Below are 15,752 nucleotides of genomic sequence, written 5' to 3' on the forward strand. Positions count from 1 at the left end.
AATTGCGTTCCCCCTCACCCTGATCACGATCGGCATCGTTCTGCTCCTCAAGGAATTGGGCTATCTGCACGGCAACATCCTCCGCTACTGGCCGGTGCTCCTGATCGTGTGGGGGATCGGAATGATCTGGGCCGCGCGGAAAGGTTGAAACGGGCGCGCGCCAGCGCGACACCAGGGGCTGCGGCCCGGTGGACTCACTCAAAAATGTTGTCTCGGAACCATGAGTCGTTTGGTACGGTTGAACGCGTGATGAATCTCGTCCGAACCGACCTCCGCCGTATTGCCCTGGTTGCCCTTGCGCTGCTGTTCTGCTGGGTAGCCACGGGAGTCGTCCATCAGCACCGGGAAGACGTCACCTGCGAGATCTGCAAGCTGCTGCACAGCGGCACGGTGGCGGTGGGCCGTCCTCCCGATTCACCGGCGCCGAGCGAGCGCTATGAGCGCATCTCCTCGGTAACGATCGAGCAGCCCTCCGCACCGAGTCTATCTCCCACGCACGTCCGCGGTCCTCCCCTCGGCTGATTCTTCCAGCAGTCCCCGAAGACATTTTCGACGACGAGGGCGCCCGTCTCGCCTGACGAGGCGCGGCCCGGCCCGTGGTCCCATGCTCGGAATGGGACCGTTGCCGCATTCGACTGGAGGATCTTGCCGTCATGCTGCGACGAGCGTTGATCAGCGTACTCGTGTTGTCATCGTTCGCGAGCATTGGCACGTTCGCGAGCGTTGCATCCGCTCAGGAGGGGGACAGCACTCAGGTGGTTGGCGAAGGCGGGGCGTCCACTTCCGAAACCGGGTCATCCACTTCGATGTTCTCGAACCTCGCCAATCCGGCGATCGGGATGAACGCGCTCTTTTCCGTGCAGGCCGCGCACAATCTGGCGCGAGCCTACGGGTTCGACTTCGACGAGGCCGAGATCAGCCTGCTCTCGGTCGTGGATCCCTACTGGACGTTCACGAGCAACATCGTGTTCCTGCCGGACCACACGATCGATCCCGAGGAGGTGTGGGTCCGCAATACGAGCCTCACTTCGATTCAGCTCAAGCTTGGCCAACTTCGCGGGACGTTCGGGAAGCACGGCCTCCTTCACACCCATGCCTTTCCCTTCATTCAGGCGCCGATCATGATGGCCAACACGATCGGGGAGGAAGGATTCAAGGACCCTGGGCTCGAGGCATCGTGGTTGACGCCCCTTCCCTGGTACGCCGAGCTCACCGGGGGCGCCTACAAGGCCGTCGGGGTTGATGATGACCATCCTCTGGACCTCGGCTCCACGCGGCACGACAACATCCCGTGGCTCGGTCATTTCAAGAGCCAGTTCGACCTCAACGATGAGACGACGATGGAGCTCGGCCAGTCGATTCTCGAGGGCAGGGGCTCCGATGGGCATCGCCACGCCGCCTACGGCGCGGACGCCACCATCCGGAACGTGCCGGCACGCAGCTCGAACCGAAAAGGCTGGATCCTCCAGGGGGAGTACATCCAGAAGGCGTCCTACCCGGGAGGCTCGTATCACCGGGAGGCGGACGGCGGCTACGCCTCGTTCCAGTACCGGTTCTCGCAGGTCTGGTGGGGCGGGGTACGCGGCGAGCGGGCCCGCCGCAGCTTCACCGATTTCATGGTCGACGAAGCGGGCGATCCGATTCCCGGGACCGTCAACCGAGGGTCCGTGAACATCGCATGGACGCCCTCGGAGTTCTCGTTCATCCGGCTGGAATACAGCCACGCCAAGGCGGATCGCGGCACTCATCCCACCGACGACCGCATCATGGTCCAGATGAGCTACACCATTGGGTTCCACCCAGCCCATGCCTACTAGAAACCCGCTCGATATCCGATTGAAGAACCCTCACGTACGCTGGAGGAAGTCCATGAAGTCCATCGTTCGACTTGCCCTGTTGCTCAGCCTCGGTCTGGGGCTCGCGTCTCCCGCCCGCGCCGACCTCAAGGTCGCGACCTCATTGACGGATCTGGCCTCGGTGGCGCAGTTCGTGGGCGGGAAGCACGTGACCGCCCAGAGCCTCTGCCGGGGGTTCGAGGATCCGCACTTCGTCCCCGCGAAGCCGAGTCTCATGAAGGCGATCCAGCACGCCGACGTCTACGTTTCGACCGGCCTCGAGCTCGATGGCGGTTGGCTCCCGCTCGTCTTGCCGGGGAGCCGCAATCCCAAGATCCAGCAAGGCGCCAAGGGATTCGTCGATGCGTCGCGCGGCGTGTCCGTGCTGGAAAAGCCTACCGGCACCGTGAGCCGGGCCGCGGGAGATATCCATCCCCTCGGCAACCCTCATTACTACCTGGATCCCAAGGCGCTCGAAGTGGTCGCCGATCACCTGGCCAACGTCTTCTCCGGACTGGATCCGGCAAACGCAGCCGAGTACGCGGCGAACGCAAAGGCGTTCGACGAACGGATGGAGACTTCATTGAAGAAGTGGGAGAAGGAGATGGCGCCGTACCGCGGCGCGACCATCGTGCCCTACCACCTGAACTTCATCTATTTCGCAGACCGGTTCGGGCTCAAGCTCTTCGGCACGGTCGAGCCCAAACCAGGCATTCCGCCCAACGCGCACTACATCGCCCAGCTCTCGGACAACATGAAGAAGTCGGGCGTCAAAGTCGTGACCTACCAGCCGTACTACAACGCTGACGCGGCCAAGCAACTCGCGAAGCGAGCTGGAGGCGTCGCCGTGGAGGTGCCGACCGAGGCGGGGGGCATGCCTGGAACGGATGACGTCTTTTCCAAGTTCGACTTCATTGTCTCGTCCCTTTCCCGGGCTCTGTCCGGCAGCCAGGGAGGATCGCGATGACGTTTCTCAGCGTTATGGCACTGCCGCTCCTCGCGTGCGCGCTCCTCGCCTTGATCCTCCCCTCCCTCGGCCAGCACGTGCTGGCCCGCGGGGTGATCTTCGTGGACCTGGCGCTCGCTCAGATCGCCGCACTGGGTCAGAGCGTCGCGTTTCTCATGGGGGCGGAGCCGCACGATCCAAGCACGTACCTGTGGTCGTTCGGGTTCACGCTCCTCGGAGCCGCGCTGTTCAGCTTCCTTTGGGATCGCGAGCACTCCGTCCTGCAGGAGGCCTTCATCGGAATCTCGTTCGCCTTGGCCACGGCCTCCACGCTGCTCCTTCTCTCGAATGCCCCTCATGGGGCGGAGCATGTGAGCGGTGCCCTGAGCGGGGAGGCGCTTGGATGGGTCACCTGGAAAGACATCGCCATCATGGCGACGCTGTTCGCGGCCATTGGCCTCTTCCTGTTCCTGGCACGGCGGAAGCTGCTGCTCTGCTCCGAAGATCCCAAGGCCGCGAGAAGGATGGGGCTCTCGGTGAAGAAGTGGGACTTCCTCTTCTACGCGTCCTTCGGTCTGGTGGTTACGACTGCAGTGCGGGTATCCGGTGTCCTGGCGGTTTTCTCGTTCCTCATCGTTCCGGTGGTCTGCTCGACGCTGCTCGGCCGCAGGGGAGCGGCCCGCCTCTATTGGGCCTGGGCAATCGCGTTCGTCGCATCCATGCTCGGCGCGGGGCTCTCCTACCTCAAGGACTGGCCCATGGGGGCAACGATCGTCTGCCTCTTCGGAGCCACCGTGGCCGTCGTCTCCCTGTCCGTGCGCATGAAGTATGTTGACGATCGGGCGACCGGGACGGAGCCGCCGGAGGAGATCCGCTTCACGGGCACCCGGTGACAAATGGATGGAACCGCCTCCTCGCCGGGGGCGTATTCGGCCCAGAGAGCCCCGTCGCCCTGCTCAGGAGGCCCCGTGACGCGCAAGCAGACGATTCTCGGCGTGAGCCTGCTTTTCCTCGCATGTCTCGGCATCGGCGTGATCTGGACGCTTCGAACGGAACCTCCCTCCGCGCACCCCTGGTGGGCCGGGAAGGACGCCAAGGTCCGCATGGAGGTCTGGGAGCCCGGGAAGGACATGGCCACGTTCGGCATGACCCTGCCCAAGAAGACGGTGGACGGCATGGTGGCGCTGGGCCTCAAGAGCGTCGTGCAGGTCGGCCACACCGACGTCGACTTTCGCCGCTACTGGAGGCAGATCCAGGCGCTTCCGCCGGGAGAGAAGCTGCGAATTGCGGGAGACGAGGGAGCCACGACGTACGTGTGGATCGAGACGCCCGACGTCAACGCGCCCCCGGTCCGTCCCCCGGCTGCGGCCGCCGAGTCCACCGGCACCTAGGCGGGTCGCACCGGCCCGGGGCGACCCGCGCCCGGGATTACGGCGCGACGCCCGAGGCGGCGGAAAGCGATGCCTTGGGATTCAGCAGCCGGATCGTCTTGTCCCCCGCCTTCTTCTCCTCGGCGCTCTGCACGATGTACTGCTTCACCTGCTCCACCGTCAGCTTCGGATTCAGGGCCCAGAGCTTCGCCGCCAGGTTGGTGACGTTCGGCGCGGCCATGCTCGTCCCGCTCAGCTTCATGCGGTCCCCGCCGGGCACGTAGCTGTCGACCTCGAACCCGCTGGAGTAGACGTCCACGTTGCCGAAGCTGGTGAACGAGGTCTGGTCTCCCGCCTGGTCGACGGCGCCCGCGACGAGAACGTTCGGCAGCTTGAACGAGCTAGGCATCACCTCGTCGAATTTCACGTTGTTGTCCGAGTTTCCGGCCGCGATGACGAAGAGCGTGCCGGGAGCGCCCTTCACGGCGTCGAAGAGCTTCTTGTAGTCGATGTCGTAGAGCTTGCGGGCCAGCGCGCGCCGCTGCTCCGGCGTGCCGCCGGCGTGATTCTGCTCGAGGGCCCGGTCGATCGACTTGAGATCGCCGCCCCAGCTCATGTTGACCACCCGGGCGCCGTTGGCCTTGAAGTAGGCCACCGACTTCGCCATGGCGTCCCCGTCCTTCACCGCCTGCTCGACGGTCGGCTTCTCCGGAACGGAGTGATAGTCGAACGTGATGCGACAGGCGAGCACCCGCGCCGCCGGATTGCCCCGCGTCGCGATCCCCGCGACGTGCGTTCCGTGCGCGTATTGCGAGTAGGCGGTGAGCCCCTCCAGGAACGGCTGCACCTGGTCGCGCGTGAGGCCGCTGAGCTTCTGCTTCAACGCCGTCGCCTCGGGCGTATCCAGGTTCGCCTGCAGGTCCTCGAATCCCTTGAGGTCGCCCTTGTAGACGTCCTTGTTCGGGACCGCCTTGTCGACGTCGAAGAGGAGCGCGGTCTCCTTGTCGGAGTGGAGCGACCACGCGATGCCGTTCACATCGTCGACGTAGCCGTCCTTGTCGTCGTCCTTGCCGTTCCCCGGGATCTCCTTGGCGTTCACCCAGAGCTGCTTGGGGTAGAGCGACACGTCGACGCCGGAATCCCAGATGCCGACCACGACCGGCGTGAGCTTGCCGGAGTCGTCCAGCGTCACGTCGCGAGCCGCCCAGATGTCAGCCTTCTGCTCGGCCTTGTTCGCGTCGAGGACGGCCGCGTACGCGGCCACGACGTCATCCTTGATCGGCAGGATGTCGATCGCCGCGTACCCGGCGGAGACCACGCCGCTCGCCAGGTCCTGGCTGATCGTGCCGTTCTGATACGCGGGATCGACGTTCGCCTGGATGCTACCCTGCATGAGACTGAGCGAGGTGATCTCGAAGCTCCCCTTGGTCGACTTGAGGACCTCCTGCACCTCCGTGTAGGGAAGCGCCCGGAGCGACTGCTCGAGGTTCGCGCGAACGGCGGCGTGCAGGTCGGCGGCGCCCGACTCGTGCGCCTTCATGATCGCCTCGGCCAGGAGTCCCGACGTCAGCTTCTGCGCCGGCTTGTCCTGGAGGTCGCGGACCTGAGCCACGAGCTGCTTCGCCGCGGGGTAGTCCTCCTTCAGCATCGCGATCGTGAGGAGCGTGCCGTACATGCGCCGCACCGCGGTCGGGTCCTGGATGTCGTACTTGTCGAGATCGGCCCTCATGTCCTTCTCGACGGCGGCGGCCAGCTCGAGGATCGCGGCCTTGTTGGTCACGAGCGCGCTCGGCTTGTCGGGGATCTTGTAGGTGTGCGGCGGCAGGTCGGCGAGCTTCGTGATGGGGATCTTCCCCGCCGCGAAGGCGGGGGCCCCGGGCGCGAAAAGGAGAACTGCGGACAGCGCGGCGACGGCGGCAAGGTGTTTCATGGGTGCCTCAAAGTCCTTTGCTGGAGGGTGAAACGGCATCGATCGTTTAACTTCCGCAACTCTACCAAACGGCGCTCCGAAGGTCCTAACGACGATCGTCGGGGGCCGCTTTCGCGCGCCGGTTGTCCCGAATTAAGCGTTGTCCTAGTTTTTAGGACGGGCCAGAATACAGGCCATGAGTGGGACGGATCTGACCCCGCAGCTGGAGCGCCTGGCCGAACTTCCCTTCGTCGAGAAACCCCGCGAGGTTCGGTGTGCCGGGCGGGGCGGGCGACCCTTGCCCGATGCATGTATCGAGCTCACCGTGGGGGGGAGGAAGCGGGTCCTCGCGGTCGAGTTCAGGCGGTCCGATCCGATCAGCCGGATCTCAATCGATCACTGGATCGCGCGAATCGGAGCATCGCGGCAGGATTGGATCCTGTTCGCGAACCATGTCGGCCCCCGTCTCGGCAAGGAGCTGCGGGAGCAACGGATCAATTTCGTCGACCGGGAGGGCAACTGCCACCTCTCGATCGATGAGGGACACGTGGCCTACATCGAAGGACGGAAGCGATCCTCTCCAGCCTGGGAATCTCACGGTATGGGTCGCGCCGGGTACCAGGTGCTGTTTGCCTTGCTGGCGAATCCCGGACTCACGGCAGGCACGGTACGGGAAATCGCGTCGTCATCCGGTGCGAGCAAAACGGCGGCTTCCTCGGTTCTGAACCGGCTGGAACGCGACGGCATCGTCGTAGATCGCAACCTCCTGCATCCCGACACCTTGCTTCAGCGCTGGTTGAGCGGTTACGCCGACCGGGTTCGTCCCCGGCTCCTGTTCGGACGATACGAGTCGAAGATCCAGGATCCGAACGAACTGGACCGGTTCCTGGAACGCGAGCTTTCCAGTCAAGGTGAGGATTCGTTCGTGGATGGGTCCAAGACGATCCGATGGGCCTGGGGGGGCAGTGCGGCCGAACATCGACTTCTCCATTATTATCGTGGAACGATCACGGTCATCCACTTCGACCCAGCGCCGTCGACCGCCGCCAAGCGGTGGGGCCTGGCTCCGGCACGAGCGGGGGCGATCACGTTCCTCGGCATTCCCGGCCCCCTCGCGTTCCAAGGTGCGGAGCCCAATACGGTGCATCCGCTCCTGATCTATTCGGAGCTGCTGGCCACGGGCGAGGAGCGCGCCCGCGATGCTGCAGCCCGGATCCGGGAGCGCTATCTTCAGCACCTGTCATGATCCGCCTCTCGGAAAATCATCTGTCGACCTTCCGCGATCTCGCCCGGCTCGGGCCTTCGGTCGACTTCAGCCTCATCGGCGCGCTGGCGCTGGCCTGCGCCCTGCCCCGCTTTCGCCGGCAGACGAACGACGTCGATATCACGACCGCGCTCCCCCTGGACGAGGCCAACGCGGCTCTGGCGCGATTGCCTGGGTGGAGCCGGACCGGCAGGGTGGAGTACGAGTGGCGCAGCGCCGGTGGGACCCTGGTGCACGTCTTTCCCATCGACGCGTCGTCTCGGGAACAGGGTTTTCTGGTGTGGTCCAAGGGCGGGCGGCGGATGAGCCTCGTGGGGATGAGACACGCGTTCGAGAAGACGAACCCGCTGAACGTGGCTCCCGGCGTCACGGTGCGATCGGCATCGGTACCGGCGGTGATCCTCATGAAGTCCGTTGCCTATCAGGACCGGCCGCGGGAGCGGGAACGGGACGTCGACGACTTCGCGACCGTGATGGACGTCTACATCGACGATCGGGACGCGCGACGTTGGGCCGCGGGCCCGGGCGTGATTCATGAGGACGTCGGCGCCCATTGGCTGGGGCGGGACATCGCGGCGATCGCGAACGATGCCGAACGGAAGAGCATCGAGAGGTTCGTCGACATTCTGCGCGGCGGAGCGGCACTGGCCACGCTGACTCGGGTGTCGCCGCCGAGCCTGCGCGCGAATCCGAGAGATGTGCTGGCGCGATTGGAAGCGTTTCGAGCGGGGCTCGGCTCGGGAGGGTCCGCGTGAGCGCGGCCGGGATCTAGGGCTCGGCGCGCGGATAGGTCCCGAGCACACGCACCTCGGTGGTGACCGGTTTCAGCTCCTCCAGCGCGGCGCGGACAGGCTCCGACGCCGCATGCCCCTCCAGGTCGAGGTAGAACCGGTACTGCCATGGCGATCCCAGGACCGGGCGCGACTCGATCCGCGTGAGGTTCACGCCGCGCGCACCGAACCGGGCGAGCACGTCCCCCAGCGCGCCGGGCTTGTGGGCGAGCGCGATCTGGAGCGACGTCTTGCACGACGCCCCAGGCGGGCACGCCACGGCCTCGCGCGCGATCTCGACGAAGCGGGTGTAGTTCCCCTCCTGCGTCTGGATGCCGCGCCGCAGCACTTCCAATCCGTAGAGCCGCGCCGCCGACTCGCTGGCGATGGCCGCCACCGTCGGATCGTTCCCCTCGCGCACCTTCCGCGCCGAGCCCGCCGTGTCGAACTCGGTGCGCGTCACCGCCCAGGGAATCGTGCGGAGGAACGCCTCGCACTGCGCGAGCGCCTGGGGATGGGAGATCACGGTGCGCAGCGACTCCAGCTTCGCGCCCGGCAGCGCGAGCAGGCAGTGCTCCACCCGGCTCACCACCTCGGCCGTGATCGTCACCCCACCTTCCGCGAGCAGGTCGTAGGTCTCGTGGACGCTCCCCGCCGTCGTGTTCTCGATCGGCATCAGGGCGAAATCGGCGGAGCCGTCGCGCACCGCGTCCACGGCGCCGCGGAAGGTGTCATGGCCGGTCAGCAGGACGCCTCCCTCGCGGCCCGCGTAGCGGCGCTGCGCCGTGAGGTGGCTGAACGAGCCCTCCACGCCCTGGTAGGCGACCCGCAGCGGCACGCCCTCCAGGGAGCGCACCAGCGCCTGCTGGTGGGCCACCGACATCTCCATGATGTCGCGGTAGAGCCGCTCGATCTCGTGCGCGTCGAGGCCGAGCTCGGTGGCGGCGTGGCGGATCCGGTCGATGATCTGCTCCTCGCGCCGGCGGTCGCGGAAAGGGGCGGCGCTCTCGATCTTGGCGCGCGCGACCTGCTCGACCAGATCCATGCGCCGCTTCAGCGCGGCGAGGATCTCGCGATCGACGCCTTCGATGGCTTCACGGACGGCCTGGAGGTCGGGGCGTTTCGCGTTCATGACGGCGCGATCGCGCCCATCGCGGCGGGTCCGGCCGCGCGCGCCCCGGCCCGGGGCGCCGCGGCTACGGCAGGAACCGCTCGGGGTGCGCGATCTTCTCCGGAAGGTAGGTGTCCATCACGTAGTTCAGGCCGTGCGCCGCCAGCGCCTGCTGCTCGGCGCGGACGCCCATCGAGATCAGCTTTTCCATGGCCGCGGCCCACGGCTTGTGGTGGTGGAAGAACGGGTCGTTCTTGATGGCGTCCTTGGCGCGCTTCACGTCCACTTCCTTCAGCGGATGCGTGGGCAGCTTGTAGTCGACGATGTCCTGCGGTGTGATGCCCAGGAACCGGGCCTGCGGCACGCAGAAGAACTCGTTGATGTGCGCCGCGTTGCCCGATCCCACCTTGAACGTGCGGTAGATGTTCGTGATCCCGTAGGGGTCGCCGTCCACGAAGACATAGACCGGGATCTTCTTTGCGTCGGCGAGACGGCGGATAAAGCGCCGGCAGGCGCGGGTGGGCACGCCCCCCATCGAGACCAGGATGCAGTTTGCCTTCTTGGCGTAGCCGTGCTTCACCAGGCGCTGGAACATGCCGGCGGTCTCGATGACAAGGATGAACTTGGCCTTGGTCTCGAATTCCAGGTCCTCCACCGAGATCGGAATGGAGTAGGCGCCGCTCCCGAACTTGGTGCAGTCGATGTGCAGCGCCCGGCCGGTCTCCGGATCCTTGTCCACCACGGTCAGGGCGCCCGATACGTCGCCCCCCTTTTCCTCGGGGACGAAGCCCATCTGCTCGCGATTCACCTCGAAGAGCGCCTCGACGTCGTCCATCACCGTGTCCGACTCGGTCTGCTCCAGGAAGCGCGCGTCGCCCCAGTTCTTTGACACGTAGTAGGCCTCCCGCTTGGTCGCGATGTCGTCGGTTTCGACGAGCGACTTGGAGAGCGCCATCATCCGGAGCGTCTGCGCGAAGGACTTCACCGTGTTCACGGTCAGCGTGCGCTCCTTCTTCTTCCCCCGGATCTCGAAATACCCCTCCTTCTCGAGGTAGCGCACGTTGGCGAGCGAGCGGATGGGGAACTTCAAGACCGGCTTCTTCTTCTTGAGGATCGACTCCTCGACCGCCTTGGCTTCCTTCTTGATCTTGGGGACGACCTTGTCGCTCACTGTCGGCTCCGTTCGAGGGTGTCCTTCAAGGTGTCGCACACCTTGTCGCGCTCCTTGTCCGAGATCGCGAGGATCTCCTGGAGCGCGATGCCGATGTGCGGGATGTATTTCTCGATGTACGAGCGCTTCTTCTCGGCGTCCGCCTCGCGCAGCCCGCGGCGAATGTAGATGCCCAGCTTCCGCCCGACGTCCTGCAGCGCGAGCCGGATCTCCTTGGCGATCTCCGGGTAGGACGCGACCGATTCCTTGCTCTCGGACGTGAACGGCACCCAGACCGACGCGATGTGCACGATGAGGATCATCGGCGCCGCGGGAAGCGCGCCCTTCGACTGCTGCAGCCCGTACGCCTTCCAGTTCGTCCCGACGACCGCTTTCGTGACCGCGCACGCCGACTGCTGGTAGAGGAGCGGCACGCGGTTGGCGAAGCGGAGCATCGTGATCAGCTCGTCGGCGGGGAGGCTCTCGGCGCCGTAGGCGAGCGCCGCCTCCACGAGGAAGGGGTTTCCGCGGTAGACGGACGGGGAGCGCGAGGTCGCCGCGTAGAAGCGGGCGTCGATCTGCTTCTTCAGCCCCTCGAGCAGCAGCTCCTCGCCGATCGGCGAGAGCACGTTCGAGGGCGGCGCCATCAGCTTGGTCGCCTGGATCGCGTTGTAGAGCGCCTCGGCCTGGTCGCGCGCCGCCTTGTGCGGCGAATAGCCCGCCGAGAGCCCCGCGGCGCGCGCAATCTCGTCGGCCACCGTCGGCCCGACGCGGGAGAACTCTCCGCTCAGGAAGGCTCCCAGGTTCTTCGCCTTGGTCTCGTGGAGCATCTTCAGAAGAATGCCCAGCTCCACGCCGTGCGGGTGCGGCTTGATCTCCAGCGGCGCCTTCGGCATCTCCTCGGCCACGCGCTCCAGCTCGAGCCGCTCGCCGTTGGGGGCGACGTACGTGATCCGGGCGTGCGGATTCGCCATCGCCGTCTGCTCCACGTAGCCGTCCACGGAGTGGCGGCCCTTCTTGTAGGTCGCCTCGATCTCCAGCTCGACCCGCGTGCCGTGCTGCGGCATCCACTCCACTTCGTGGTCGGCCACCACGACCGGCCGGTTCACGCGCGTGTCGATCTGGATGTCGAACTTGTGCGCCGGCTTCCCGGCGCCCGGACGCGAGATCACGGTGATCGGCTTTCCGGTCGTGAGCTGGCCGTACATGCCGGCCGCCGAGATGCCGATCCCTTGCTGTCCGCGCGACTGGCGCAGGCGGTGGAACTTGGACCCGTAGAGGAGCTGGCCGAAGATGCGCGGCACCTGCGCCTTCACGATCCCCGGACCGTTGTCCTGGACGGCGATGCGGTAGCGCGTCTCGGAGATCTCCTGGATCTCGATCAGGATGTCGGGAAGGATCCCCGCCTCCTCGCACGCGTCGAGCGCGTTGTCGACGGCTTCCTTCACGGTGGTGAGGAGCGCCTTCGCGGGGCTGTCGAATCCGAGAAGATGGCGGTTCTTGGTGAAGAACTCGCTGACCGAGATCTCGCGCTGCTTCTCGGCGAGATCGGCCGCCGTGAGGTGGATGATCTTCTTCACGCCCTTCGGCACCTTGAGCGGCGCCGGTTTCCGGGCGATCGGCGTGGACGTGGCTTTCTTCGTGTCCTTCTTCAATGCTTGCGCCATGGCCTCCCTCTCCTCCCCCCTGCCCTCAGGAACGCAAGTTCGCCGAGAATCTAACCGCGGGGCTCCCCGGGCGGCAAGGATTGAGCCGCAGGGGGTCCGACGGGGGAGGGTCGTGGGTTTAGATGCCGCGGGGCTCTCGCAGGACGAATCCCGGGAGTAACCGCAGCCGATACAGGTACTTTGGGCGGTTCCACCGCCGCAAAGCCGCCCCCCCGCCGCCTTCCGCGCGCGCCGAGGGCGCGCGCGGCATGTGGATTGCCCTTCCCACCTCCGATCGGTATCCCGAACGTCGTCCTCGACCGAAAGCGAGGTATCCCCCCGTGGCCCCCTTTCCGCATTCCACGCGCACGCTGACCTCCATCCTGGTCGAGTGCGGGATCGTCACCGACGAGCAGGTGGCGCAGGCGCTTGCGCGCCAGCGCGACACCGGACTCCTGATCGGCGAAACGCTGGTCGAGCTGGGGTTCACGACCGAGGAGAACATCGGCTGGGCCCTCTCGCGGCAGCTCGGCTTCCCGTATGCGGACGTTCACCCCTCCTCGGTGGATCCGGACATGGTGAAGCGCTTTCCCGAGGGGCTCCTCCGGCGCATTCAGGCCGTACCGCTCTTCGGGACCGAAGAGGAGATCACCTTCGCGATGGCCGATCCGACCGACGTGGATGCCGTGGCCGAGCTGAAGGGGGCCGCCGGCATCCCCGCCTCGCTCGTGATCGGAGGACCGGCGTCCATCCGGCGCGTGCTCGATTCGGTCTACGGGCCTCCCGAGTCGGGATCGCCGCACGCGGCACCGCCGCCCACCAGCCGCCGCGACATCGTCTGGGACCGCGCGGGCACGAACTTCCTGGCCTACCATCTCCACGCGGCCATTCAGGCGCGCGCCTCCGAGATCCATTTCATCCCGGCGGGCGCCGACCTGACGGTAGCGTACCGCACCGACGCGGGGCTGGTGGCGCAGACCCCCGAGCAGCCGGAGACCTCGCTCTACCTGCGCGCGCGGCTCGGCGTGCTCGGCATCGCCGACGTGGACGACGGACGTGCCTCGTCCTGGGGCGCCGCCATCGTGGAGCTGGGTCCCGACCGCATCGCGGTCTCCGCGTGCCATAGCCGGACCGACGCGGGTGTCGCCACCGTGCTTCGCCTGGCCCCGGCGCCGGCGGAGACGCCGGATCTCTCCCTTCTCGGGCTCTCTCCGCTCGGCGAGGCCGAGATCCGCGAGTTCATCGACGGCCCCGAGGGGCTCGTCGTCGTGACCGGCCCTCCGCGGGCGGGAGGCTCCCTGGTGCTCGCCTCCCTCGCCGCGCTGGCGGCACGCGCCGACCGCCGGACGCTGGTGTTCGAGCCGGCCCATCTGCTCCCCTATCCCCCCGGCACGATCCGCATCCCGGCGACCGACCCGGCGCGCTGGGAGCAGCTCGCGGTCGGATTGGGCGCCGACGTCGTCGCCCTGGACGGCGTGGTCAACGGCGAGCGGGTCGAAACTCTGTTCCACGGGGCCGCCGTGGGCCGTCTCGTCTTCGCGCGCACGGACTGGCTCGACCCCAAGGCACTCCTCGCCCATCTGACCCGGAGCCGCGCCGGCCGCGCCGCTCTGCGCGACCGCCCCTTCGCCTTGATCGCCCTCCCCGCGGCCCGCCGCGAGGGCTCCGCCGTCTGGGTGGACCCGTCGCGCGCCGAGATCCAGGCGGGAAGCCTGCAGGTCACGATCCTCTCGGATGAGAAACGGGACGCGCTCGCGAAGGACGGAGGCCGCTGATGCCGCTCGACGTGAAGACCCTGCTCCAGGCGACGGTCGAATCCGGCGCTTCGGATCTCCACATCTCCTCCGGCATGCCCCCGATGATCCGCCTGCGCGGCGAGATGGTGCGCTCGCAGTCGCCCTCGCTCTCCGACGCCGACGCGCGCGCGCTCCTCTCCCCCCTGATGAACGACGGCCAGCGGAAGCTGTTCGAGGAACGGCGCGAGATCGACTTCGCGTTCGAGATCCCGGGACTCTCGCGGTTTCGCGCCAACATCTTCGAGCAGCGGCGCGGGATCGGGGGCGTGTTCCGGGTGATCGCGACCAAGATCCGCACGCTGGACGAGCTCGGCGCGCCCAAGATCCTCCGCGACCTGGCGCTCAAGGAGCGCGGGCTGGTGCTGGTGACCGGTCCCACGGGCAGCGGCAAGTCGACGACGCTCGCCGCCATGATCGATTTCGTGAACTCGAGCCGCGCCGGGCACATCATCACGATCGAGGACCCGATCGAGTTCGTGCACGAGTCCAAGAGCTGTCTCATCAACCAGCGGGAAATCGGCGCCCATACCGATTCCTTCGCGGCCGCGCTCCGGAGCGCCCTGCGCGAGGATCCGGACATCCTCCTCGTGGGCGAGCTCCGCGACCTCGAGACGACGGCGCTCGCGATCACGGCCGCCGAGACGGGACACCTCGTCTTTGGCACGCTTCATACGAACTCCGCCGCGAAGACGATCGACCGGCTCATCGACATCTTCCCCGCGGATCGCCAGTCGCAGGTGCGGACGATGGTGAGCGAGTCGCTGGAAGGGGTGATCGCCCAGAGCCTGATCCCCACCGCCGACGGCAAAAGCCGCGTCGCCGCCCTCGAGATCCTGGTCGGGGTCCCCGCGCTCCGGAACCTGGTGCGGGAGGACAAGACGACGCAGATCCAGAGCGTCATGCAGGTCGGGGCGCAGCACGGGATGCAGACCCTGGACCAGGCGCTCAAGGATCTCGTGATCGCAGGGAAGATCACGCGCGAGGCGGCGGCCGAGCGCTCGACCAATCCGAAGCTCTTCGAGGGGCCGCACGGGGGCACGCCGGGAGCGCCCGCGGGAGCCGGAGCGGCCGCGGCGGCGTCGCGGGCCTAGGGCAGAGCCCGCGGTCGAGAGGCTGTGGTACACTCGATGGAAGAAGCTCATCCGCCACTCCAACGAACGTGTCCGCCATCGAAACCGACAAACGCACCCGCCTCGAGCGCCGGTCCCGGTCCATGCGCCTCGTCTTGTTCGACATCGACGGCACCCTGCTCCGCGAGGGGCTCGCGCCCAAGATCGCCTTCGCGCGCGCGCTCCGCGAGACCTACGCCACCACCGGACCAATCAACGATTTCAAGTTCGCGGGCATGACCGATCCGCAGTGCGTCACCGAGATCATGCGGCTCGCCGGGATCGACGACGACGTGATCCACTCCCGGCGCAAGGAATGCCTCCGCCGCTACGTCGAGCACCTCCACGTGGAGATGCCGAACCACGACGGCGCCCGGCTCTTCCCCGGCGTGCGCGAGCTGCTCGAGCGGCTGAACAAGCTGGACGACGTGATGGTGGGGCTTCTGACCGGGAACATCCTGCGCGGCGCCGAGCTCAAGCTGCGCCGCTGGAACCTGGAGCCCTATTTCCGCTTCGGCGCCTACGGCGACGACCACGAGGACCGCTCCGTGCTGGCCCAGATCGCTCTGGAGAAGGCGCGCGCGCTGACCGGGCGGGTCTTCAGCGGCGCGGACACGACGGTGGTGGGCGACACGCCGCGCGACGTCTCCTGCGCGCGCGCGATCGGAGCCCGCGCGGTCGTGGTGGCCACCGGCCAGGTCTCGCGGTCCGAGCTGGCCGAGTCGGCGCCGGACGCCATCCTCGATTCCTTCGAGAATCACGAAGCCGCGCTTCGCGCGATCTTTCCGTAGCCGCCCGTAGCCGCTCCCGGCAACTTTTCCTGGCCGACGCGCTGTCGCTCCTTCA

At 67.0% G+C, this 15,752-nt stretch carries 14 protein-coding genes; 10 read left to right on the plus strand and 4 right to left on the minus strand.

Annotation, left to right across the window (positions count from 1 at the left end):
- Positions 1-246: 246 nt before the first annotated feature.
- From VE326_13220 to VE326_13240, 5 genes are all read left to right on the plus strand, one after another.
- The gene (locus tag VE326_13220) at positions 247-522 is read left to right on the plus strand and encodes a hypothetical protein (protein HYJ34165.1); all 276 of its coding nucleotides are present in this window, start codon (positions 247-249) and stop codon (positions 520-522) included.
- 284 nt (positions 523-806) lie between these two features.
- On the plus strand, positions 807-1,817 hold the full coding sequence (locus tag VE326_13225; GenBank protein HYJ34166.1) for an outer membrane beta-barrel protein: 1,011 nt from the start codon (positions 807-809) through the stop codon (positions 1,815-1,817).
- 52 nt (positions 1,818-1,869) lie between these two features.
- Positions 1,870-2,802 carry a metal ABC transporter substrate-binding protein gene (locus VE326_13230; protein ID HYJ34167.1) on the plus strand — a complete coding sequence of 311 codons (933 nt, stop codon included), beginning with the start codon at positions 1,870-1,872 and terminating at the stop codon, positions 2,800-2,802.
- Positions 2,799-3,674, plus strand: a complete 876-nt coding sequence (locus VE326_13235) for an iron chelate uptake ABC transporter family permease subunit (GenBank protein ID HYJ34168.1) — start codon at positions 2,799-2,801, stop codon at positions 3,672-3,674. The genes VE326_13230 and VE326_13235 overlap by 4 nt, the downstream gene beginning before the upstream one ends.
- 75 nt (positions 3,675-3,749) lie before the next feature.
- Positions 3,750-4,172: a hypothetical protein gene (locus VE326_13240; GenBank protein ID HYJ34169.1), complete on the plus strand. Its 423-nt coding sequence runs from the start codon at positions 3,750-3,752 to the stop codon at positions 4,170-4,172.
- 37 nt (positions 4,173-4,209) lie between these two features.
- On the opposite strand, the gene VE326_13245 is transcribed toward VE326_13240, so the two are convergent.
- On the minus strand, positions 4,210-6,081 hold the full coding sequence (locus VE326_13245) for a S8 family serine peptidase (GenBank protein HYJ34170.1): 1,872 nt from the start codon (positions 6,079-6,081) through the stop codon (positions 4,210-4,212).
- Between the two features lie 175 nt (positions 6,082-6,256).
- On the opposite strand from VE326_13245, the gene VE326_13250 reads away from it, so the two are divergent.
- Complete coding sequence (locus VE326_13250) at positions 6,257-7,306, plus strand: type IV toxin-antitoxin system AbiEi family antitoxin (GenBank protein HYJ34171.1); 1,050 nt, start codon at positions 6,257-6,259, stop codon at positions 7,304-7,306.
- Positions 7,303-8,079, plus strand: a complete 777-nt coding sequence (locus tag VE326_13255; GenBank protein HYJ34172.1) for a hypothetical protein — start codon at positions 7,303-7,305, stop codon at positions 8,077-8,079. The genes VE326_13250 and VE326_13255 overlap by 4 nt, the downstream gene beginning before the upstream one ends.
- Positions 8,080-8,092: 13 nt before the next feature.
- Here the strand turns inward: VE326_13255 and pheA are convergent, their stop codons facing one another.
- The 3 genes from pheA to VE326_13270 form a co-directional block, all read right to left on the minus strand.
- Entirely contained in the window at positions 8,093-9,226 is a 1,134-nt protein-coding gene (gene pheA, locus VE326_13260; GenBank protein ID HYJ34173.1) for a prephenate dehydratase, read from the minus strand.
- A 64-nt stretch (positions 9,227-9,290) separates the two neighbouring features.
- Positions 9,291-10,376, minus strand: a complete 1,086-nt coding sequence (locus VE326_13265; GenBank protein ID HYJ34174.1) for a DNA topoisomerase IV subunit A — start codon at positions 10,374-10,376, stop codon at positions 9,291-9,293.
- The gene (locus VE326_13270; GenBank protein ID HYJ34175.1) at positions 10,373-12,022 is read right to left on the minus strand and encodes a DNA topoisomerase VI subunit B; all 1,650 of its coding nucleotides are present in this window, start codon (positions 12,020-12,022) and stop codon (positions 10,373-10,375) included. Before VE326_13270 ends, VE326_13265 begins: the two co-directional genes overlap by 4 nt.
- A gap of 320 nt (positions 12,023-12,342) precedes the next feature.
- On the opposite strand from VE326_13270, the gene VE326_13275 reads away from it, so the two are divergent.
- The 3 genes from VE326_13275 to VE326_13285 all read left to right on the plus strand — a co-directional run bounded on the left by VE326_13275 (position 12,343) and on the right by VE326_13285 (position 15,697).
- On the plus strand, positions 12,343-13,776 hold the full coding sequence (locus tag VE326_13275) for an ATPase, T2SS/T4P/T4SS family (protein HYJ34176.1): 1,434 nt from the start codon (positions 12,343-12,345) through the stop codon (positions 13,774-13,776).
- Positions 13,776-14,888, plus strand: a complete 1,113-nt coding sequence (locus tag VE326_13280) for a type IV pilus twitching motility protein PilT (GenBank protein ID HYJ34177.1) — start codon at positions 13,776-13,778, stop codon at positions 14,886-14,888. The genes VE326_13275 and VE326_13280 overlap by 1 nt, the downstream gene beginning before the upstream one ends.
- Positions 14,889-15,010: 122 nt before the next feature.
- Positions 15,011-15,697 (plus strand): HAD hydrolase-like protein, encoded by a 687-nt coding sequence (locus tag VE326_13285; GenBank protein HYJ34178.1) that lies wholly within the window; start codon positions 15,011-15,013, stop codon positions 15,695-15,697.
- The last annotated feature ends 55 nt before the right edge of the window (positions 15,698-15,752 follow it).

Source organism: Candidatus Binatia bacterium (assembly GCA_035631035.1).
In the GTDB taxonomy this organism is placed as follows: domain Bacteria; phylum Eisenbacteria; class RBG-16-71-46; order SZUA-252; family SZUA-252; genus DASQJL01.